The following is a 20,965-nucleotide window of genomic DNA, read 5'->3' on the forward strand; positions in this document are numbered from 1 at the left end:
CGCTCACCAACAACCGATCACCACGTAAGACACGCTCTTAGTCCCGGCTAGCATTGCCTCCGCTACGGCGCATATACCCGCAGGGGATGGTGCTGCACGGGATCTCGACATCATAGTGCTGCTGAGACTGTCACCGCTGGCTCGGCCGACCGCCAAGTTCGGAGCGTCGCTGAGCTGATTGTAGGACAGGATGGGCGTCATGGTGGAGATTGGCCTTTTGACCGAGTCTGACCGCGCCAGCTGGGAAATGCTAGCCCGTGGTCACCACGCACACTTTGCGACCGAGGTCGGCGACGACGGCTACGAACAGACCTGGCAACGCGTGCTCGGCGGGGTGCAGGCGCGGGGGATTGCCGCGTGGGTGAACGGCACGATGGTCGGAATCGCGCATTATGTGTTCCACGCGAGCATCTGGAGGGCCGGGGGACGGTGCTATCTGGCGGACCTGTACGTGGACCCGGAAGTCCGGCGGCGCGGCGTCGCGACGGCAATGATCGAGTGGGTGGCGTGGGATGCCGAGGGGCATGGGTTCCCTCGCCTTTACTGGAACACGCTGGAGGATGCTCCGGCTCGCGCGCTGTACGACAAGGTGGCCGACTTCCATCAAGGGCTTATCCATTACGCCTACCGACGCGACGGGAACCAAAGCCCCGCCCGACAACCTCTGCAGTAATCGAGACAGTGAGCCGACACGAATGCGCCGCCCGGCGGCCAGTTGCTCGCGCAACTTCCAACTACGCGAAATCACCAAGAATCGCGGACACTTCTCCGACAAAGACGCGGCCATGAAACTGCTTCACCTTGGGCTCCGAAACATGTCCAGCCAACGCGGAGGCACATCAGGAACCGGAACACATGGATGAAGAGTGGCATTCAACACACTCGCCCGACTTTTCCCGGAAGGCTTCCGTTTTGACAACTCACAACTGTGAGTAATCACTTCTGATTTACAGAAACCGTGACAGGAATCACCGATGCAGGCCGTAGGGCTGCGGCGCCATAACCGACGGGTCGGGAATTCGCCGCCAGGTCGGACCGCACCGTCGGGTCGCTAGAGCGTCCCGATCCGGCGCATCCAGCCGCCCCGACTCTCGACGTTCCCACTACCGAATTCTGCGTCAGGACGACAATGTTCGCGTCCTTTATGGAAACGTGCGTCGACGCAGAATAACGGCGAATCCGGCGCAGACGACCGCGGCGGCGCCGGACAACGTACCGACGAGAGCTTGCCGGTCGCGTATGTCCCGACAGGCCTCGATCTGCTGCCAACGGAACCCTCTGATCGAGAATTAACGCCCTGTCCGAAAGGACCATTGCGCTCGACGACCCCGATTCCCGATGGTGGTCACATCGCTGCATTCACGGGACGGAACGGGATGAACGACGTCAACAAGGTCTCACGACGGACTCTGCTCATCGGTGCTGCGGCCTCCACCGTCGTCCAGGCCGGCAACACCGCCTCGGCCGGCCGGGCGACCGGCGTACCGACGAGGGAGGAGACCGTCCGGGCGGTGGTCGTGGGCAGTGGCTTCGGCGGGTCCGTCGCCGCGCTGCGACTGGCCCAGGCGGGCGTGCGGACCCTGGTGCTGGAACGCGGGCGCTGGTGGAACAGCCAACCCAACGACAACACCTTTCCCCGCTTCTACCACCCCGACCGCAGGGTGAGCTGGCTGGAGCCGACGCCGGTCATGCCGACCTCGCCGCCCGCCGTGTTCCGCCCCTACACCGGCATGGTCGAGCGAATTCGCGGCGTGGGCATCAACATCCTGTGCGGCACGGGGGTCGGCGGCGGGTCGTTGCACTACGCGGGAATCTCGCTGCGTCCCACCGAGCAGTTGTTCACCAGAGTGATGCCATCCTCCATCGACTACCGTGAAATGGCGGCGGTGTACTACCCGCGGGTCGCCGCCATGCTGCGTTACTCAGCGGTCCCGGACGACATTCTCGCCGACGAACGCTACACATCGAGCAGAGCCTTCCTCGCCGACGCCGCGCGGGCGGGCGGACAACCCACACGACTGCCGCAACCGATGAACTGGGACGTCGTCCGCGCCGAACTCCGCGGTGAACTGCCGCCATGGTCCGCACACGGCGACGTACTCTATGGCGTCAACAACGGCGCCCGGTACTCCACCGACAAGACCTACCTCGCCCAGGCACTGGCCACCGGCATGGTCACCATCGCCCCGCTGCACGTCGTCAAGGACCTCACCGCCGGCACCACCCGCCGGTACTCGCTACGCTGTGAACGCATCGACACCGACGGTAACGTCCTGGAGAACGTCACCGTATCCACCGACGCTGTGTTCCTCGCCGCCGGCTCGGCCAACACCTCCCGACTGCTGGTCCGCTCCCACGGCACGGGCTCACTGCCCCACCTGCCACCCGACGTCGGCCGCTTCTGGGGCAACAACGGCGACCGCGTCTATCTGCACACGACTCCACTTCGCCCGACGTTGCCCTTCCAAGGCGGCCCAAGCGTCACGGGCATGCTGGACTGGGGCGCGGCACCCGAACCCCTGACGCTGTTCCACGCACCCTGGCCCTTCGAGACCGAGACGTTCACTAAGTACGTCATCGGTATGGCCATCCCCTCCGGACACGGCCGATTCACCTACAACGCCCTCACCGACACCGCCGACCTGATCTGGCCACCCACCGCCGACCTCAACGTCGAAGTCGCCCTCGATGCCGCCATGACCCGCCTCGCCCTCACCACAGGCGGCACCTTCATCCCCGGACACCCCGCCGACCCCAGTACCTTCCACCCGTTGGGCGGCGCCGCGATCGGCCCCGTCTGCGACCCCGACGGACGCGTCCACGACAACCCCGGCCTGTATGTCACCGACGGAGCCCTAATCCCCGGCTCCACAGCCTGCTGCAACCCCTCGTGGACCATCACCGCCCTGGCCGAGCGCTGCCTCGACAGGATCACCCGCGACGACATCGGAACGGTGTTCTGACCCGATTCCGCGAGACTCTGTTCCGCGATCAGCGGGCCGTCGCAGCGATCCGGCAGGGCCTGTTCATGCGAGCCGAACGATCGCCGCGCCGCTGGCTGGGATCAGCCACGCCGGACTCACCGCCGGGCCAACTCCGCACCGACCGGTTGCGTCACTTACCCCGCGACCACGCCGCGGTGATTCACGGGCTCGGTTGTCGGAGCGGCAATCGAAATGACGCCGAGTGGCGCGCATCAATGCAGAACAGCTCTGCCGTCGCGATAGATGGTGATCAGCCGGGCGTCGCGCAGGCCTGCCAGCCGCGTTGCCGGGCCGGCAGGATCAAGGCCGCTGCTCCCGGCTGAGCAGGCAGCCATATCGGGAGTGTCCACCATCAGGCCCAGTGCCCTCCCCGAACACGAGGTCAGCCGGTGCGTGCTCGGTGTGCTTGTCGGCGAGTGTCTCGACCACAGACGGACGAGCTTGACGTCGAGGTCCCGCGAGGCGCGGCGCGGCAGGTCGACCGTCCTCGTCGGCGGAAACGCCACGACGGGACAGCAGAGTGCCCTTGGCCTGCCCGATCACATCCTGCGAGCCGACCACCCGCGATATCTGCTCGCCTGTAACTGCTCCCGGGTGACGGCCTGCACGAGAGCCGGCGGGGCATGGGTGGTCGGCAACAACGGCATGGTCTGATCCGTGGTGTCCAGACAGTGCAGGCGGAAGTCGAGGTAGATCGCCCCGGCAGGCGCGGCTGCCGCACATCGGACAGTAGCGACCCGCCGCCCGTGGCCATGCCCGGACCGGACCGCGGCCACGCGTTGTAGAGAACCAGATCGTCGCTGTACGCCGACGTCGGCTGGTCCTCTCGGATCCGACCGGCGCACCGTTTCCTTCGAGTGACCGCACTCGACCGGCTTCGAATCAACCACCCACACATCACTGGATCATTCGTCACACAATGATCATGGACACCCTCGCCGTCATCTCCGGTGCCACACCCCTTGGAATCAACCGTCTAGTGTCGCGTGATGCTGCTTGCTTGACGTCGGGTTTCGTTCCTCGGACGGCGATCTCGCGTGATTGAACGGCGATCTCCGGAGATCGCCGTCTGATCTCGCGACACTAGCGCCACAACTCGGACGCCACTCGGTCCACGGCGCGCAGAGCGCGGTCCCCGCCACGGCAACCGCGAACGTAGTTCGCAAGTACGGAACACATGGATATCTTGTTTCGTCGCGCCACGCCCCTCATCATGGATCAACGGTTTCGCACCGGCCCCACCAGTCGACAGGTCGTGAGCCGAAAAATGCGGGCACGCCGCTCCCCGCGCGTCCCATGCCGGGAACAACTACGGTCAGCAAAGGAAAGAAAGGCATGCCGTCGAAGCCCTTCATCGATCGCAACGATTACGAGCAACGCATCGACGTGCTCAAGCAGTGCCTCGGCACGTCGCCTGAGGACGCCGAGGCCATTCGCACCTACCTCAGCGAAGAGCAGGTGGCGGGGAACGTCGAGAACTTCGTCGGCGCGGTTCCCGTGCCACTCGGGCTCTGCGGCCCGATCGACATCCGGGGTGACCACGCACGGGGTTGGTTCGTGGTGCCGATGGCGACGTTGGAGGGAACACTGGTGGCCTCGTACTCCCGAGGTGCGAAGGTGATCAGCGAGTCGGGGGGTTGCGAAGTATCGGTGTACGGTGACGACTTCCTCCGTGCGGCCATGCTGACGACGCGGTCTTTGAGTGACGCCGCCCGCCTGGTGTCCTGGTGCGAGACACGCGAATCACAGCTCCGCGAACTGGCTACTCGCGGGAGCAACCACCTGCGCGCGGTCGAGACTTTCTGCGACCGCTCCGGCCCTTCGGTGCTGCTCACGGTCAGGTTCACCACGGGCGACGCCATGGGAAGCAACATGACCAGCAAGGCGATAGCCCACGTCGCCGAGTACGTCACCGCGGAAAGCGGTTTGGTGCGAAACCACGTCGTGCCGTACCCGGAGGACAAGAAAAGCCTCCCGGCCCGCCGCAAGGGAAAACGGGTGATCGCCCGCGCCGTGCTGCGACGTGACGTCGTCGAGCCCATGACCAGAGCGAGCCTCGAACGAATATCCGGCTACATCGCCGACTACAAGAACTTTCTGGCGCTGCACGGCGCCCACGCACTCAACATCCACGCGGCGAACGGCATCGCGGCGATGTTCCAAGCATTCGGGCAGGACATGGCCTACCTCGGCGAGTGTTCGCAGGCTGTGGTGGACTGCCGCCCGACAGAGACCGGTGAACTCGACGTCTCCATCACGATTCCCAACCTCATCCTCGGTTCCGTGGGTGGTGGCACCGGACTGCCGGCGTTCCAGGCCATGCTGTCGATGGTGGACTGCAAAGGCGACGGCAAGGCCAGGAAGCTGGCTGAGATCATGGGCGCGGTGGCACTGGCCGGTGAGATCGGCTGCGCGGCCGCCCAATGCGCGCACGAGTTCGTCGCGGCACACGAGGCACTGGGCCGGAACCGGCCGACGTGAACCCACAGGCGCCGTCCGAACTCGTCCCCCGCCAGCCGACGACATTGCACTCGAGCAGACAAGGGCGATCATGGACAATGCAGTCGACGGACCACCGCTCCAGGAGATCTGGCGCTCACCTTCGGAGATGAACGCACTGGAGACGCTGTTCTGGCGTTCGGAAAACCACCCCGGTATGAGGTCGAACATCCTGGGTGTGCTGGTGCTCGACCGATCGCCTGACTGGGATCGGCTGGTGGCCAGGCACGAGTGGGCCAGCCGGATCGTGCCCCGACTACGACACCGAGTGGTGGAACCGCCGCTGAGACTGGGACGTCCTTTCTGGACCGACGACGCGGCTTTCGCGATCCGGAACCACCTGCTCCGGATACGCCTGCCAGAACCGGGAACGACACGCCAACTGCTCGACCTCGCCCAGTCGATCTCCAGCACCCCGTTCTCCCCAGATCGTCCCCTCTGGAGCGCGACCTTGGTGGAGGGCCTCGCCGATGGCGGAGCGGCCTACTTGCTCAAACTGCACCACAGCATCAGCGACGGCATCGGAGCAGCGCAGCTACTAGGCGTCCTGGCGGACTTCACCCCCGGAACGCCCGCCGACCGCTTGCTCCCACCCCTGCAGCCCCGAACCCGGCCAGCGTCCGGCGCGGTGCTGCTGGCCGGGCGTCTTGGCAGGCAAGCCGCCCGGCTGCCGTCGGTGGCGGGGCACGCCGCCGGCCGCCTCCGCAAAGCCCGTTGGCCCCAGGCCCCCCAGCGGCGGGCTCCGTCGATCCGGCGGCTGCTCCACGCCGCGGACTCATTCGCGCGGACGATGCTGCTGCCCCCGGTACCGGCCTCGCCGCTGCTCCAGGAGCGCAGCCGGTCGGCGCACTTCGACGCACTCGAGTTTCCCCTCACTGAACTCAAAGTGGCAGGCAAGGCCGCCGGCGGCTCGCTGAACGACACCTTCGTGGCCGGGTTGGCCGGCGGATTCCAGCGATACCACCACAAATTCGGATTGCGCCTGGCGGCGGTGCCGCTGGTGATACCGATCAGCGTGCGTCACCAGCACGACCTGCCTGCCGGAAACCGGCTGGCCAGTACGCGGCTGGGCATTTCGCTGGAGAACCTCGGCCCTGCCGAACGCATCGCCGAGGTGCGCGACCGGGTCGCCACGATGCGCACCGGCCCGGTGCTGCGCGGGCTCGACCTGCTCAGCAGGCCGATCACCCCGCTACCGGGCCCAGTGGTGCGATCCGTGTTCGCCGAGATGTTCCGGGGTAACGACCTGATGGCGACGAACTTCCCCGGGGTGCCGATCCAGGGCTACCTCGCCGGGGCGGAAGTCGTCGCGGTCACGCCGTTCGCCCCACTGCTCAGGGGAGCCGCGAGCGTCGCACTGGTCACCTATCTCGATACCTGCCATCTCGGCCTGACGCTGGACACCGGGGCGTTCACCGCGCCTGACACCTTCGTCGCCTGTGTGCGAGAAAGCTTCGAGGAAATCCTCGCCCTCGCCGACCGGAATCCGGCGAACCCGCAAGTCACCCAAGCCAGCTGACGTTTCGCCGCCGAGTGGTCCACGCGCTGTCCTATGCCGGAGGCGAGCGACACCAACCCTGCCGACGAACGTCACACCAGATACGATCTCCTTACCTGGCAATGAATCCCACAGCCTGAATGGCTGCACAATGGACGGTGTGCCCAACCCCACGACATGAAAACCGCTTCCACGCGCCCCCACACCAGTAAGTGACCGGCCGGACGGTGTTTGACTGAAGATCTTCCGCGCGTCCTGGCTCGCCGCCGAACTCGGCAGTACCGTCATGCACGCGCGAGAAACGCGGGTGAGCAAGTGGGGCTGACCAGGCACCGGCGTCGACAGTGGCTCGGCGCTGGCCGCCACGCACGCCCCTCCCGAGGGGCCGTGTCAAATCCCACCGCGCCTCCAACACCTGCCGACGCGACCATCACCCTTATGGGCCCGGCCAACGTCCTGCCCGCGGTCGCCGACTGACTAACCGCCCGTCGTGAGTCGTGGGCAGATCGCTCTCACCGAGACGGTTTCCTCAGAAGGTCGGCGTTCGCCGCCGCGCGGCCTGCCTCCTGGCGTCCGGGACGCACGTGACCGCCGACGTACCAGTACAGCGCCGCCACACCACTCCCACGAACCGGGTGCTACCGGACGGTAGGCGTGCCAGCCTGCGCCAGCGGTGCCGAAGACGGCCGCAACGAGCAGGTCGCCCGGCGATGGCAGACGTGGTCACCCGAGGCATCGTTCTTCCACTACGCCACCCAGGACATCGAATACGCGGACATCCTCCGCGATGAGACGGACCCATCGGGGCGGCGCGACGACGTCACCGCCGATACCTGCGCCGAGACCGAAGGACACCCGTCGCACACGATGTTCACCGAATACTCCGACGCCGATCGGGTCGCCCGCCCACGGGTGCGTCTGACTGAAGCTACGCGACGGTGTGGATCCCATGCCGCCTCCGATGCGGCGATCACGCGGCCGCGGAACTGCCGCTACACGATGGAGCGATCCAGTACGGCCGGGCGCTTCGACGATGAACGGAACGGGAAAGCGCTCCGGTTATGGAGACACAACAGCACGCTGCGGTCGGCACTTCACCGCTAATCCGTCCCGTGCGGTCTGCGGACGTGCACGCTGTGGCCGCCATCCACAATAGTTACGTCCACGACACCTTGACCTGCGCGCCGGAGTCGGCACGCACGCTGGCCCAGTGGCACGAATTGGTCCAGGAGTTGACCACCCAGCGACTGCCCTTCCTCATCGCCGAGCAACACGGTGCCGAGCAGCTCGATAAGGAGCAGGGTGGCACCGTGGTGGGCTTCGCCTACGCCGCCCCCTGGAAACCCGGCCCCAGCTACCGGCACACCGCCGAGGCCTCCATGTACTTCGCCCCCGACCACGTCGGCCACGGCCTGGGCCCGGTCCTGATGCCGCATTTGATCCAGGGATGCCGACAGGCCGAGATCCACCGGTTGATCGGCTCGGCCGGCGACTGGGGCAACGGATCAGTCCACCGCCTCGACTTCCTCTACCGATTCGGATTCGACAAAGTCGGCGTGCTACGCCGCGTCGCCCGCAACCGCGACCGCTGGATCGACATCCACCTCTTCCAACTCGACCTCGACGAACAAGACAGCTGGGACACCGCCGAGCCCCGACTCGTGTGAGCGTAGGGCCCAGGGCACCGACCGGCCGCGCCCTCGTGCTCCGGCCAGATCCCTCACTGCGGGAAGGCATTCGGCGTCGTCACTACTCCATCAGAGCGACGTCGTCGCACCGGACCCTGCGAGACGGAAACGCCGGCGGGTGCGGAATTCCGGCGCGAACTGACTACAGGACACATGCGCCGGAGCCTGCGCTGTACCGTTCCCTGGCGGGAGTCAGTTCGGAGTGCTTTCGTGTCCTAGGGACCCACTGGGCGGCGGTCGGACAGAGCGACGACGGTGGCGGCAGGGTATGCGAGCGCGTCCCGAAGCTGGTTGTTCTCCAGTGTGAGTTGCTGGACGACGCGGACGAGAGCCGGGACGTCAGCCCGGAGCTGCGCGAGTTCGGCGTTCTTACCCGCGATCGTCTTGTTCAGGCCGGCGATGGTGGCGCGTAGTCGCCTCTCGACCGCGGCTGAAGGTCGACTACAGCTGGAACTTCGTTCTCGGGCTGTTGTGCATCACGATGAGCGTCGCCGGCTTGTACATGTTCACGATCTTCAACCACGAATTCGCGTCCGTACCGGGTATGACCACCGGCAGACCGGGCAAGGCGGTGCTGCGGCAAGCCCGTCGAGGCGCCGTAGTCACGACTCTGCTCGTTGGCGCGCTCTTCGCACTGCCTCTGGGCGGGATGGCTGTGATGTTCGATTTTAGCCTGTTCGGGCGTGGTGCTATGGCGATCATTGTTGTGACTCTCGGGCTGCTGTCGTACTCGCGGTCAGCGTTCGGCTCATACTTCCGGGTCCGCCGTCGGCTCGCGATGGAGGGTGCCCTCCCGTGGCGGCTGACCGCCTTTCTCGAGGACGCCCACCGTCTGGGCGTCCTCCGGCAGTCCGGCACCACGTACCAGTTCCGGCACGCGCGTCTCCGCGACCGTCTTGTGACGCGAGCCGGGAACACCTAACCGGAGCGTCGGGACACATTCGAACGCAGCGTCCGGTAGAGCACCTCACGCACGTGCTCGGCTCGCTCGCGAACCTGCTGACGTTCAACCTCGGACAGCTCCGCCAGCACCACGGTCCGCCGGTTCAGGCAGCACATCATCGCCCGGGTCGTCCGGGATCTGCGCCTCGGGCACCCAGAGCGCGGTCAGGAACGAGGCCAGCACGATCTTCGGTTTCGGGGGCGTACTCAGCCCGTACCCGTGCAGGTTGACGAACAACGTCCCGTCCGGAACGTGTCCTGCACCCGCTGGGCCCACTGGACAGCCAGGGTGGTTTCCCGCCGCCGTTCCGCAATCCCGCGGGCAGCTGCTGCGGCACCGGCAGAGGCTCGTGCCGCTCCGGTGAGAGAGTCAGGTGCCCGATGGTGCCGGCCTGGACCACGGAACCGGTCACGCTGCCGCTGATCGTGTTCCGTACGCCCGCCCCGTCGGTCACAGCATCAGTCTGCCGTCACCATGCCGCGGCACCAGCCCGCCGCACCTGCCCTCACCCTGATGGAGCACCACTCCGCAACCACGTCAGCACCGGGCCGCCGAAGACAACGTTGGCCGGCGGCCGGGGGTCAGAACGAGATTCCCCCGTGGATGTCGCGGGCCTGCACGACGTTGCCGCCGACCTGGCCGGACACCTGATTGGCCACACCACCAGACCCGGCGCTCTGCTCGACGGTGACCCGATCCCACTCCTCATGCAACCGCTCACCGAACGCCGGATCAACGCTTTGCTTCTCCTCTAGCGCGGCAGCGAGCTCACCTACCTCCTGGGAATCCGCCGCAGCGCCTTCCGCGGCCTCCAGCACCGCGGACGCGTCGGGATCATCCGCGAACTTGGCCTTGATCAGCTGATACAAACCGGCCACCGTACGACCGGCAACAGCCGCAGCAATCGACACAAGCACAGGCTCAGGCACAACAATCCCCTCCACCAACACGAACAGCACGCGGTCGCTCACAAGCATAGAGCCGGACCTCCGCTCATCCATCAGCTCAGCGGCAGGCGACGCGGACTCCGCTCCTCACTCGGCAACGGGAGGTCGAGCAGACCAAACGGGGCATTCGCACATCGGCATAAAAGCGCGCCCGGTCGCCGCATGAGAAATTGTCAAGGGCTGGAATGGGCTTGATCAAGCAGTCGGGTTGTCGATGTTGTGGAGGACGTCCCCAAAGTCGAACTGAAGACCGTCCGCGCCTGTGCCGATGAGGACGAGGCGAGCGCCGTGGGGCGGATCCAGCTCAGTCACCGCAACTTCGGGATAACGATGGATCTCAACCAACATCAGGTCGATGACATCTCCGCTCAGGGTGACACAGCGAAAGCACGCGCCCAGGCGTGTGGTTGCCAAACATCGCGCGATGATGACCAGCCGGCCGTCGCCGACGGCCTCTATCCGCACGACCTGGACGGTGGGGCGGGATGGCCCGGAGGAAGTCGTTGTCACCAGGTCCTGCCCTTCTACCTTCTTCCAGTCCCCGTCGATGCCGGTGATCTGCCCGGCAGTTCACTAGCGAGGCGCGTCTGAGTACGCGGTGCCACGTCACCGCCCACGATGGCCCGCCGCGGTGAGGAAACGCTCCAGCAGACCTGCGAAGAACCTACCGTTCCGCAAGCCACTCGCGACCTCAGGCACAAACCCCAACACTGGCGCGCAGTGGCCAGACCCACCCGCTCATCGGCATGACAAGACGTTGGCAGGATGCGGACAGCAGCACCGGAACCGCGTGCCGGAGGGCTAGCCTGCGCTCGTGGAGCGACAGGGACAGCAGCAGTGGTTTCCGGATTTCCCGTCCCAGCCCGGTTACCCGGCGCCTTCGCCGAAACGGCGTCGCACGGGGATGATCGCCGGGATCACCGTCGGCGTGCTGGTGGTGATCGCCGGTCTGCTCGCCGGGCTGCTGGTGTTCCTGAACAGCAAGGACGACAGCGCTGCCTCATCCTGGCCCATCAGTGAGAGCAGTACCTCCCGAACCCCGCCGGCGCCCGGCTGGAAGACGCTGGAGCTCGGGCTGGGCGTGTTCGTCGAGGTACCACCCACCTGGCAGCCGGTCGATGGAACCTACATCCCGGACGTTCGAACCCGAGGCGCGCGGTACAAACCGGGCTACTGCGCAGCGAATCCGAACGCCATCCTCGGCCAGCTGTACCTCGACCGGGCGCGTACCACCGATCCGATGGCGGCCGCGGCGGACGCGTTGATGTATCGGGGAACGCGGGCTTTCCGCAGCGGCGGTCAGGTGTCTTCCGGCCCTGTCGGACGCCGCCCGGACGGCGGGGCGCAGGTGCAGGGCACGGTCACCCCGCACGGCAGGGACGACTGCGACCCGCCGTCGACCACCTACCGGGTGGTCGCCTTGCCCACCGCGCAGGGGACGCTGCTGGTCGTGGTGTGGGGTGACCTGCAGATGCCGGACTCGCCTGCCGAAGAGGACCTCACCAGGATCGCGGACAGCGCGCGCCTCGCGTGACCGGGCTCCGCCTTTCCCTTGAAAAGAACGACTCAACACGCTCACGCACATCCCGATGACCATCCACAAGGGACACGAGGCAGGGAACCGCCCAACGCGCGCTTCGCGGCAGAAGCGGACGTTCAGGTACGCGGTGACGGTGGGGGATCCCGATCTCGTCAGGGTTGCGTGTCGTTTGCGGGTGTCGTGGTGATCGCGTGGATTTCGTCGATGATGGCGGGCCATAGTTCGCGCGGCAGGTCGTGGCCCATTCCCGCATAGGTGACGAATCGTGCTCTCGGGATGGCGTCGGCGGTTGCTTGCCCGGCACGGACCGACTGCAGAGAGTCAGCCTCTCCGGTGATGACGAGGGTCGGGGCCTGGACGCGGGACAGTTCCGCTCGCCGGTCCCCGGATGCGAAAACCGCTGCCGCCTGGCGGCGAAAAGCGGCGAAATCGGCTCGGTGTTCATATGTCCGGCGGCCGAGATCGCGAATCCAGTCCTCGTCGTGCGGGTAGCCTGTCGAGCCGACGACCCGGAATATCCTGACCATCTGCTCGCCGGCGGCGTGTGGTCCGGCCGGCCTTCTCCGATGGGCCATGGCGAACCTGATCACCGCACGGATCTTGCGTCGATCCCACCACTCGTCGAAGTTCGTGCGAATGGGCCAGCGACCAGACCGCGCGCTCGGCGACGTCGCGGCCGCGGCGGGTGGTGTCCCGGCCGGTGTAACCGGCGACGTGCTGGCAGAACAGAGTGTTGATTGACTCGAACGTGCGCTCGACGATCGCCTTGTCGGTGGCGGTCGTCCCGGCCGCGTGCGGCGTCCGACGTGGTATTTGCGCTCCAGAGCGCACGAATCCTCCCACTCCACGCAACCCCCAGGGTCACGCCATTTCTTCGACGACCCCAAGTCGGCGTACTGGCCAAAGTGCTCAGGCGCGCACAGGTGAACGTGCTCAGTTGCGGGCTAACGAGCGCGTGCGCGTCAGACTTCGAGCGCCCAGCGCACGTACCGCATCTTCGCCGTGAAGCCGGCCTTCTCGAAGACCCCGGACGCCCCCGAGGGATTCGCCGAGTCCACGCTCAGGCTGGCACGGTCATAGCCCTGGCCGGCCGCGGCCCGCAGCGCGTGCCCGATCAGCGTGCCGGCGACGCCCCGCCTCCGGTAGTCCCGCAGCGTTCCGATGAGCATGAAGTGCGCGTCACGGACACCGGTGGCCGCCGTATCGGCCTCCCAGGACATGGTCACCAGCATGCCCACCGGAGCCCCGTTCACCACATCCCGGAGCAGGAAACTGACCTCCGGCCTGAACGTCTGATTGGTGATCTTGTTCTTCCACAGGTCCACGGGCATCGGCACCGCAGCCCAGTAGTCCCTGTACGACTCATTGCGGACCCACCGGAAATCCTCGTCGTTCTGCTCCGACCACTGCTCCACCCGCAGCCCGCCGGGGATCACCACCTCGCCCAGCGACTCGCCGAGCGGGTGCTCCATACGCTGGAAGTAGCGGACCGGCGCGAAGCCCCGGGAGCGCACAAGCTCGGCCGCACCGGCGATGTGCTCGCCCTTGTGGACATCGACCACGAGCTTCCGGGTCGGGTGATGCCGGGCATGCACCACCTTCGCCGCCGCCACCCCGGCTTCCACGAGCGCGGTGCCCACACCCCGGCGGCGGTAGTCAGGGTGAACCCCGCCGTCCAGGAAGACCCGATGAACCTCATCCGCGGACGGCTTGTGGCGGACCTTCATGTAACCGACCATCACCTCGCCATCGAAGGCAGCGAGACTCGCGCGCTCCAAGTCCGCGTAGGGGTCGATCAGCTCCTGGAGAGTGTCCTCCTCGGTATAGCTCTCACCGATCTGGTCCACGGCCTCGATGGCGTTAAGGAGGCGGGCCGACGCCTTGGCGTCCTCGCGGGTAAGCGGCCGCCACGTAAGGAATGCTTCCAACATGCGACGGACAGTAATCCCTGTGCATGCAGGCTGTCGCTTTGTTTCCAAGCAGGGGCCGGAGACCGTGCTGGCCACCGCGCAGTGGCCAGCACGGTCAGCCAACACTGTCGAGGACTGAGGTCGAGCCAGATCAAATCGACCACGAGCCTCCCCCAAGCTGCGGTCAAATGCCGCGAACACACACCTCCCCTTCCAGAGGCATGCGGTCGCAACCGGCCAACAAACGCGGTCACTTTTCGTAGACAAACCATGCAGGCGATGACGGCGCGACCGGCGTGAGCTGGTGGGTGATCGCCCACCCGATGAGGCGATTCGCCCCGGCAGAGGCCACCGGGCCAGTGTGGCCGCCGGAGAGGATGTTCCAGCTCGCGCTGCCCCATCCTATGTACAGCAGTCTCGCCGCCTCGCGGCGGAAGGCCTGCTCGTCATCCCTCGCGGTGAGTCGGCTTCGCTCCTCGATGGCCCAGCCCCAGGCTGCGGACCTGCGCCGTCCGGCGGACGGAATCTGAGCCGGGACCTCGGCGCGGGCAGCCTCGTGGAGCGCGTGTTCATGCCAGTCCAGCGACACCCCCGCGCGGCCCTCACCCGGTTCGGTGCTGAACGGACTTCGGGGTGAGGGCGCAGGACCGGCGTGTGGCAGCAAGTTGGCGGCCGCGCACGGTGCCGCCGAGGTCGCGGAACTCGAGGGAACTGATCATGTCGGTCGGATGCCCGAGGTGATAGCCGAGCGAGGGATGACACACCGGTTCAGCTGGTGATAGCGGCCTGCACGCCTGGCATGGCCGCAGCCGCGCGAATCCGATGCGCTGCACCGCCCACCACGACCGAGACGCGTTCAAGGAGGGTGGCTGCGTTTCGCCGGCGGACACGGCCACTTCTCCTTGTATCCCGGGAAATCCTGCTGGATCGAGTACGAATACACCGTCAGCGAAGAACACTGGGCACCTGGTTCCAACACGCCGTCCGGTTATCGCCCCGCACCCTGTCGGCATGCCTGGACGGGTGCACGCAGCATTGTGGGCGCGCGCACCTGAGGCGGTCGCGGACCTGTCGGGTGCCCGCGGTGTGCTGTTCGGCGGGGCGGCAGGGCATCTCGGCGCGGTCTTCGAACATCAGGCCGATGGGCGGATCGCGATCCGCCTGCGGCTAGACGCGCTGGCGCGGTTCTCACCACGGGCGCGACGGTGGCTTCCCCTGCTGCGGCAGACGATCCGCGACCATTCCGACACGCTGACACTCCCGGCAGGACACGGGTATGTGGTGAACAACAGGTGGTGGCTGCACGGCCGCCACCAGTTCACCGGCGAGAGGATGATGTGGCGTGTCCTGCTCGACCCGCCCTCAGGACGCATTCACACCGGATTTCTCCCCTCAGCTTTGACACCAGCCCACCGACCTACCAGCCAGCGTCAAGGAAGGACATCTGCATGAGCGGGCCCATGACTGTCGCCCAGCGGATCCTCACCTTCGGCTGAACGACGGTCACGGTTGCCGAGCTCACCCGCCGAGCGAACCGTCGGCTGGGCACGGCGGGCGGTAGTCCACGTCCGGAAGGTAGCGGCGCCAGTCGGCTTCGCTGATCGGGTCCGCGATCGCCGAGCACACGATCCCAGCCGCCTCCTCCGGCTGGAGCCGATCCAGCGGGGTGGCGGGAATGTGCCACAGCAGGGCGGCGTTGTCGTCGCCGCCCGTCATCAAAATCCGGCCGTCGGCGCCGAATGCGGCCGTGACGGCGGGTGCGGTATGTCCACGAAGGACGGTGAACGTCGCGGCGGTGCCGTCCGGCTGAAGACGCCAGAGCCGCACTGTCTGGTCCTCGCTGGCGGTGGCGATCGTCCCGCCGTCCGGACTGAACTCCACCGAGCGAACGGTCCCGTCGTGCCCGGCCAGCACGGCGAGCTCGCGCGGCGCCGAGGGATCGGCGACCTCCCACAGCCGCACTGTGCGGTCCTGTGCGGCCGTGGCGAGGATGCGGCCGTGGGGGCTGAAGGCGACCGAGACCACCGGCGCGGTGTGCCCACGCAGGATGACCGGCAAACCGGGATGCCGCGGATCCGCGATGGGCCAGAGCGCCGCCGTGCCGTCCCAGTTGGCCGTCGCCGCGAACCGGCGATCGCGGCTGATCACACCGGATACGACGCCGCCGTGACCTGCGGAAAGCGTCGCCAGTTCCTGTGGCTCGCGGCCCGTGCTCCACAGCTTCGCGGTCGCGTCGGTGCTCGTCGTGATGAGCAAGGTGTTGTCAGGGCTGAAACTCACCGAGTTGACGTCGCCGTGATGCGCACCGAGCGTGGCGACCGTGATGACGGCGGACGGATCGGTGATGTCCCACAGCAGCGCCGTTTGATCCCAGCCCGCTGTCGCCAGCATGCGCTGGTCCGGGCTGAAAGCCACGCCGTTGACGTTGGCCTTGTGTCCTGAAAGGACCGCGGAGGCGCGGGGGCGACGACGTTCGGCGATGTCCCAGAGGATCGCCGTGCCGTCGTGGCTCGCTGTCGCGGCGAGGCGCGAGTCCGGGGCGACGGCCACGGCGTTGACATGGTCCTGATGCCCGGTCAAGCGGGTACCGAGTGGTAACGGAACGCTGTCCAGCAGGGCTTTCGTCGCTTCGTCGGTCGGTGAAAGCCGGAACGCGACCAAGCTCAGCTGCGCGGCCAGGCCGGGATTCGAGGTCCGGAGGCCGGCCGCCTTCCCAGCGGCGACCTCGGACAGCGCGTTGTTGCGCTGTCCGGTCGCGTTCTGCTCGGCGCGTACCGCCACGACGATGAGCATGGTCGCGAACAGGAGCAGTACGCCCAGCACGGCGACCAGTTGTCTTGACCGGATCGCGTGCCGCCGCGCCGTGGTCAGCTCCGCTTCCGCGGCCGCCGCGCTCGCTTCGAGGAACTCGCTCTCGACGCGATTCACCGCGATATCGGCACGGCCGCGCCATTCGCGCGCGGCTTCGAGCGAGGTGCCGCGGTAGAGCGCCCCTGGATCACGATCCAGGGATTCCCAGATGCGGGCCGCTTCCGTGAGCCTGCGATGGATACGGAGACCCTCGAGGTCTTCGGCAAGCCAGTCCCGCAGCCTGGGCCAACCGCGAAGGAGGGCCTCGTGGGTGATCTCCAAGGTGTCGCGATCACGCGTGAGCAGCCGGATACCGGTCAGCCGGTCGACGACGGCGTGCCCGGCCGGCGTGAGGTCCAGCTCCGCGACCGGGACCCGCCGCCTGACATCACCGGCGCCCGTGCCTGTGGTCGTCAGCCGCAACAGCAACCACCGCACCGTTCTTCGCTGCTCGTCGTCGAACGTCTCGTAGACCGCGTCGGCGGTCTGCGCGAGCGCGCCGGCGATCCCGCCTGCCGTCTCGTATCCGGCGAGGGTCAGCGTGTTGCCGCGCCTGCGGTACCAGGTCTCGAGCAGAACGTGGGACAGCAGCGGCAACGCGCCGGCGTCCCCGCTGGCCTGCGTGATCAAGGTGGCGAGCAGTGCCCCCTCGACGGCGAGGTCGGCACGGGCCGCGGGTTGGACGATCGCGCTGCGCAGCTCGGCGGCGGTCATCGGACCGACCGTCACCTGGGCGTCGCGAAGCGCCTCCACGAGTCCGGCGTGCCCGGCGCAATGGGCGTAGAAGTCGGCGCGAACGCCGATCACCACGCGACATCGGCTGTGCTGCGCGTGCGCCGCGGTGATGAGCAGGTCGATGAAGTGGTCGCGGCCTGCTTCCGCGGCACCGTGCGTGAAGACCTCCTCGAATTGGTCCACCACGATGACGAGTTCGGGGTCATCGTCCTGCGGGCGCCGAACGACCCGCGAGAGTCCTCGCGGATCGGCGGCGAGCTCGTCGCGCAACGCACCGGGCGACCCGCCGAGCAACGCGCCCAGCTGGATGGCGAGCTCTTCCAACGGATCGTTGCCAGGGGTGAAGAGGACCACCCGGCCGAGCCGCGGCTGAAGTCCCGCGCGCAGAATCGACGACTTGCCCGTGCCGGAAGCGCCGAAAACGCCGAGAAACCGCTGCTCCCGCAGTTTCGCCTCGACCTCATCGACCAGGTGTTCCCGGCCGAAGAACCGATCAGCGTCCTCGGCCCGGAAAGTCGCCAACCCGACGTACGGCGGGTCGACGTCATTCCGCACCACCGGCGCGGCCAATTCGGCGGCCAATTCGTGCCACCGTCTTTCCCACTCGCCGGCCTCCCCACCGCAACCACGCACGTAGGCGAGAGTGATCTGCAAGCTGGGCAGCTTGCGGCCGCTCGCCGCGTCCGACAGCGCCGCGGCCGAGCAGTGTGCTCGCATACTCAGCACTCGATAGGTCGGCCTGCCCGCACTTTCCCGCAGTCGCCGCAGGTCGCTCGCGAACTTCACTACCCGGCTGTCGCCATCGGCCAGTGGCCGTTCCCGACGTGGCACACGTCCCCCTTTTCGGCACCAAAGCCGTTTGTACACGGGTTGTTGTTCAGCGTCCGTCGTTCGACCGTGAACAACACGATCGCAGTAGACCGGGACTACGACATCCGGCCCACCCGCCCCGGCACCGCACCACTTTCTCCTTGGGGGTTGAACTGTGCTGAACCTTGGCCTCGCCGTCGTTCTGGTGCTGAGCGGCACCCCCGCCGCCTCTCCCGCGGAGACCGTCGCGCTCATCGCGGGCCAGGGCGCCGGGGACGTCAACCACACCAAGGAACGTTTCGGCGTGCACGGCACCGACCTCGGCGTCATGTGGCGAGACGGCCGCGGGCGCACGGCGATCGCGTTCGGGGACACCTACGGCCAGGGCTGGGGCGGGCACGGTGCCGGACCCGACAGCGCCGACTGGCGGCTCAACACCCTCGCCCACTCGTCCGACACCGAGCTCTCCGACGGCCTGAGCATCGACGACATGGTCACCGACCGCCCAAGCCACGCGAAGCAGCTCCTCGGCCATGATCCGGCGGTCCCGGAGGTGACCGTGATCCCGACCGCCGGGGTCAGCGTCGGCAGCCGGGACTACCTTCACTACATGTCCGTCCGGAGCTGGGCGACCGGCGGGCGCTGGACCACGAACTACTCCGGGCTCGCCTATTCGGACGACGGCGGCTCGACGTGGACAAAGGATCCAGCCGCCCGCTGGCCGAATTCCGGCGGCGCGGCGCGCTTCCAGCTCGGCGCGTTCGTCCGGCGCGACGGATTCGTCTACCTCTTCGGCACGCCCGATGGCCGCCTCGGCGACGCGTATCTCGCGCGTGTGCCGGAAACGGCGTTGTCGTCCCTGTCTGCGTACGAATACTGGACGGCCACGGGGTGGCGGCCTGATTCCAGTGCGGCCGTCCCGGTGCTCGCCGGCCAGACGGGCGAACCTTCCGTACAGTACAACGACTTCCTCGGCCGCTGGATCGCGCTGCACCTCGATGAGAGCCGCTACGCGATCGTCTTGCGCACGGCGCCCGCGCCGACCGGGCCGTGGACCGGCGGCCAGGTCGTCGCGGCCGGGACCGACCACCCCGGGCTGTACGGCGCCTTCCTCCACCCGGCGAGCAACGCCGACCTCTATTTCGCGATGTCCGAATGGGATCCGTACCACGTCCGGCTGATGCGCCTGCGGCTTCCCGGATTCGCGCTCGACCCGAATCTCGCGCAGGACGGCGGGTTCGAGGACGCCACGCTCGGCCCCTGGCGGCCGGGCGGGAACGCCGGGCTGGACCGCGGGCTCGGGTTCGCGCGTTCGGGTGTGAACAACGGCTGGTTGCACAACACGTCCGGCTGGAACGAACTGGCCCAGCACGCTGTGCTTCAGCCGGGCGCCCGGTACAGGCTCAGCGGATGGTTGCGCAGCTCGGCGAATACGACCGAAGGCTACTTCGGCCTGCGCGCGGGCAACATAAGGGTCGAGCGGAAATTCGGCTCCCTCCCCGGCTATACACAGCTCACCGTGGAGTTCACCGCACCTGCCGCCGAGGCGGAAATCTATGCGGGCGCGTGGGCCACCGGCGGGCAGGAAACGTGGGCACGGGTCGACGACGTCGAACTGGAAAAAGTCGGCTGACGAAAGGGACGCGAAGTGGACAAGGTGCCGGTACTGGTGAGTTTCGCCGCGGCAGTCGCGGGTTCGTTGTTAGCGGCTCCCGCAAACGCGACGCCGCCGTGTCCGCTCGGCTGGGCATGCGTCCAGCTCGGATCGACCGGGACCGGGCCGGTCATGCAGACGCAGAACGAAAACTGGACGAACGTTCAGAACAGTCTCGGTGTCACGGGGTTTTCCCTGGTGAACAACCAGGTGCCCGGTGACGACGCCTGCGTCGCCGATGGCCCGCTCGGCACCGGCCGAACATTTTGCCTTTATCCAGGGGAAACCGGAACTTCGCCGTCGGACTTCGTCGTCCGCTCGGCGCACGGCTGACCCTTTGCGACAGCCCGGACGCAATCGAGGAGGAACCATGCATCCGTCACTCAAGTGACCGGCGCGACGTCCGAAATCCCGCCCGACACACCTGATCCGGAAGGAAATCGTGAGGACTTTCAAACGAATCGCCGCATCGATGTTCGTCATGCTCTTGGGCACCGCTTCACTGGTCGCCGCGCCGTCGACCGCGAACGCGGATGCCAGCTGCCCGTACCTGAGACTTTGCATATGGGATGGATTCAACTACAACGGTGCCAAAGAGTACCTTTTCGAGTGCAAGTTGATCAACATCGGCGAGTTCGGCTGGAGCGACAGGACGAAGTCGTTCAAGAACAACCAGTCACCAGGCACGGTGGCGACCTTCTTCAATTGGGATGGACAGAAATGGGTCTACCTTGACCGCTCCGTCGCTCCCGGATTCATCCCGGTCGTCAACTTTCCGATTCGCACCACGGACGCCATTCAGGTCTGCTAGAAGTCCACGTTCAAGGGGGCGATCCCGGCGGATTCCGCGTTGTCGACCCAGTGCCCGCGGCCGACCTCGCCGACGACGAAACGGTCGTCGGCGAGT

The 20,965-nt window shown here is 67.0% G+C and carries 19 protein-coding genes and 2 pseudogenes; 13 read left to right on the forward strand and 8 right to left on the reverse strand.

The window, feature by feature from the left end; translation table 11 throughout:
* Positions 1-199: 199 nt before the first annotated feature.
* The 4 genes and pseudogenes from BS329_RS41435 (at position 200) to BS329_RS43235 (ending at position 3,638) form a co-directional block, all read left to right on the forward strand.
* Positions 200-673, forward strand: coding sequence for a GNAT family N-acetyltransferase (locus tag BS329_RS41435; RefSeq protein WP_076169098.1), 474 nt, complete (start codon positions 200-202; stop codon positions 671-673).
* 46 nt (positions 674-719) lie between these two features.
* Positions 720-863 (forward strand): annotated as a pseudogene (locus BS329_RS45635) (IS256 family transposase); the annotation flags it as partial.
* A 513-nt stretch (positions 864-1,376) separates the two neighbouring features.
* Positions 1,377-2,963: a GMC oxidoreductase gene (locus tag BS329_RS41440; protein ID WP_076169069.1), complete on the forward strand. Its 1,587-nt coding sequence runs from the start codon at positions 1,377-1,379 to the stop codon at positions 2,961-2,963.
* A gap of 363 nt (positions 2,964-3,326) precedes the next feature.
* Positions 3,327-3,638, forward strand: coding sequence for a hypothetical protein (locus BS329_RS43235; RefSeq protein WP_143253451.1), 312 nt, complete (start codon positions 3,327-3,329; stop codon positions 3,636-3,638).
* Positions 3,639-3,790: 152 nt separating this feature from the next.
* On the opposite strand, the pseudogene BS329_RS45640 reads toward BS329_RS43235, so the two are convergent.
* Positions 3,791-3,889, reverse strand: a pseudogene (locus BS329_RS45640) (IS982 family transposase); the annotation flags it as partial.
* Positions 3,890-4,319: 430 nt separating this feature from the next.
* Between BS329_RS45640 and BS329_RS41450 the strand changes: the two are divergent.
* The 4 genes from BS329_RS41450 (at position 4,320) to BS329_RS41475 (ending at position 9,591) form a co-directional block, all read left to right on the forward strand.
* On the forward strand, positions 4,320-5,465 hold the full coding sequence (locus tag BS329_RS41450) for a hypothetical protein (protein ID WP_076169073.1): 1,146 nt from the start codon (positions 4,320-4,322) through the stop codon (positions 5,463-5,465).
* Between the two features lie 70 nt (positions 5,466-5,535).
* Positions 5,536-7,002: a wax ester/triacylglycerol synthase domain-containing protein gene (locus tag BS329_RS41455; protein WP_076169074.1), complete on the forward strand. Its 1,467-nt coding sequence runs from the start codon at positions 5,536-5,538 to the stop codon at positions 7,000-7,002.
* A 1,091-nt stretch (positions 7,003-8,093) separates the two neighbouring features.
* Positions 8,094-8,648 carry a GNAT family N-acetyltransferase gene (locus BS329_RS41465; RefSeq protein WP_158075897.1) on the forward strand — a complete coding sequence of 185 codons (555 nt, stop codon included), beginning with the start codon at positions 8,094-8,096 and terminating at the stop codon, positions 8,646-8,648.
* Positions 8,649-9,150: 502 nt separating this feature from the next.
* Complete coding sequence (locus tag BS329_RS41475) at positions 9,151-9,591, forward strand: hypothetical protein (RefSeq protein ID WP_143253452.1); 441 nt, start codon at positions 9,151-9,153, stop codon at positions 9,589-9,591.
* Between the two features lie 84 nt (positions 9,592-9,675).
* Here BS329_RS41475 and BS329_RS43720 read toward each other — a convergent pair whose 3' ends face one another.
* The 3 genes from BS329_RS43720 to BS329_RS41485 form a co-directional block, all read right to left on the reverse strand.
* The gene (locus BS329_RS43720) at positions 9,676-9,888 is read right to left on the reverse strand and encodes a hypothetical protein (protein ID WP_158075898.1); all 213 of its coding nucleotides are present in this window, start codon (positions 9,886-9,888) and stop codon (positions 9,676-9,678) included.
* A gap of 305 nt (positions 9,889-10,193) precedes the next feature.
* Positions 10,194-10,589, reverse strand: coding sequence for a hypothetical protein (locus BS329_RS41480; RefSeq protein ID WP_244197507.1), 396 nt, complete (start codon positions 10,587-10,589; stop codon positions 10,194-10,196).
* 165 nt (positions 10,590-10,754) lie between these two features.
* A complete protein-coding gene (locus BS329_RS41485) occupies positions 10,755-11,024 on the reverse strand; it encodes a hypothetical protein (RefSeq protein WP_143253453.1) in 270 nt (89 codons plus the stop codon).
* Positions 11,025-11,373: 349 nt separating this feature from the next.
* Between BS329_RS41485 and BS329_RS41490 the strand changes: the two genes are divergently transcribed.
* A complete protein-coding gene (locus BS329_RS41490) occupies positions 11,374-12,093 on the forward strand; it encodes a DUF8017 domain-containing protein (RefSeq protein WP_143253454.1) in 720 nt (239 codons plus the stop codon).
* A gap of 158 nt (positions 12,094-12,251) precedes the next feature.
* On the opposite strand, the gene BS329_RS43725 is transcribed toward BS329_RS41490, so the two are convergent.
* Positions 12,252-12,626 carry an alpha/beta fold hydrolase gene (locus BS329_RS43725; protein ID WP_158075899.1) on the reverse strand — a complete coding sequence of 125 codons (375 nt, stop codon included), beginning with the start codon at positions 12,624-12,626 and terminating at the stop codon, positions 12,252-12,254.
* Between the two features lie 46 nt (positions 12,627-12,672).
* On the opposite strand from BS329_RS43725, the gene BS329_RS43730 reads away from it, so the two are divergent.
* Positions 12,673-12,840, forward strand: coding sequence for a hypothetical protein (locus BS329_RS43730; RefSeq protein ID WP_158075900.1), 168 nt, complete (start codon positions 12,673-12,675; stop codon positions 12,838-12,840).
* Between the two features lie 221 nt (positions 12,841-13,061).
* Here the strand turns inward: BS329_RS43730 and BS329_RS41500 are convergent, their stop codons facing one another.
* The 3 genes from BS329_RS41500 to BS329_RS41510 form a co-directional block, all read right to left on the reverse strand.
* Positions 13,062-14,030, reverse strand: coding sequence for a GNAT family N-acetyltransferase (locus BS329_RS41500; RefSeq protein ID WP_076169086.1), 969 nt, complete (start codon positions 14,028-14,030; stop codon positions 13,062-13,064).
* A 229-nt stretch (positions 14,031-14,259) separates the two neighbouring features.
* On the reverse strand, positions 14,260-14,598 hold the full coding sequence (locus BS329_RS41505) for a hypothetical protein (RefSeq protein ID WP_076169088.1): 339 nt from the start codon (positions 14,596-14,598) through the stop codon (positions 14,260-14,262).
* Positions 14,599-15,527: 929 nt separating this feature from the next.
* On the reverse strand, positions 15,528-18,425 hold the full coding sequence (locus tag BS329_RS41510; protein WP_143253457.1) for an NACHT and WD repeat domain-containing protein: 2,898 nt from the start codon (positions 18,423-18,425) through the stop codon (positions 15,528-15,530).
* Between the two features lie 154 nt (positions 18,426-18,579).
* Here BS329_RS41510 and BS329_RS45450 point away from each other — a divergent pair, with 154 nt between their 5' ends.
* The 3 genes from BS329_RS45450 to BS329_RS41525 all read left to right on the forward strand — a co-directional run bounded on the left by BS329_RS45450 (position 18,580) and on the right by BS329_RS41525 (position 20,869).
* Positions 18,580-20,037 carry a DUF4185 domain-containing protein gene (locus BS329_RS45450; RefSeq protein WP_076169092.1) on the forward strand — a complete coding sequence of 486 codons (1,458 nt, stop codon included), beginning with the start codon at positions 18,580-18,582 and terminating at the stop codon, positions 20,035-20,037.
* Positions 20,038-20,052: 15 nt separating this feature from the next.
* The gene (locus tag BS329_RS41520; protein WP_076169094.1) at positions 20,053-20,391 is read left to right on the forward strand and encodes a hypothetical protein; all 339 of its coding nucleotides are present in this window, start codon (positions 20,053-20,055) and stop codon (positions 20,389-20,391) included.
* 109 nt (positions 20,392-20,500) lie between these two features.
* Positions 20,501-20,869 (forward strand): hypothetical protein, encoded by a 369-nt coding sequence (locus BS329_RS41525; protein ID WP_143253458.1) that lies wholly within the window; start codon positions 20,501-20,503, stop codon positions 20,867-20,869.
* Positions 20,870-20,965: the final 96 nt, after the last annotated feature.

Origin of the sequence: Amycolatopsis coloradensis, from assembly GCF_001953865.1 — a bacterium.
GTDB classification, from domain to species: domain Bacteria; phylum Actinomycetota; class Actinomycetes; order Mycobacteriales; family Pseudonocardiaceae; genus Amycolatopsis; species Amycolatopsis coloradensis.